Source organism: Naasia sp. SYSU D00057, from assembly GCF_017916505.1.
In the GTDB taxonomy this organism is placed as follows: domain Bacteria; phylum Actinomycetota; class Actinomycetes; order Actinomycetales; family Microbacteriaceae; genus Naasia.
In genome coordinates this window covers 1-524 of the sequence record NZ_JAFMSZ010000015.1, presented here as the reverse complement: position 1 = coordinate 524, position 524 = coordinate 1, and the positions used below count along the sequence as shown (strand labels likewise).

Below are 524 nucleotides of genomic sequence, written 5' to 3'. Positions count from 1 at the left end.
GGACGGCTACGACTTCGGCTTCGCGACCGGCGCACCGCGCCAGCAGATCAGCGAACTGGCCAGCCTCGCCTTCGTCGAGCGGGCGGAGAACGTCGTGTTCCTCGGACCGAGTGGCGTGGGCAAGACGCACCTGGCGATCGGGCTCGGGTATCTGGCCACGCAGCGCGGCTGGAAGGTGCGGTTCACCACGGCGGCAGACCTCGTGCTGCTGCTGGAGGCGGCGCAGCGGCAGGGGCGATTGAAGGAGGTGCTGCACCGGGCGGTGAACATCTACCGCCTGCTGATCATCGACGAGATCGGCTACCTGCCAATGGGCCGCGAGCAGGCGAACCTGTTCTTCCAGGTGGTGACCAAGCGCTACGAGCGCGGCGCGATGATCCTCACCTCAAACCTGACCTTCGGCAGCTGGGACCAGGCCTTCGCGGGCGAGACGGTGCTGACGGCGGCGATGCTCGATCGCCTCCTGCACCACGCCACCGTCGTGCAGATCAGCGGCGAGAGCTATCGGCTGAAGGACAAGCGCC

1 protein-coding gene is annotated in these 524 nt (G+C 67.6%); it reads left to right on the top strand.

Annotation, left to right across the window (positions count from 1 at the left end):
* The coding region (istB, locus tag J3P36_RS16060; RefSeq protein WP_210509264.1) for an IS21-like element helper ATPase IstB at positions 1-524 on the top strand (524 nt) is incomplete at both ends.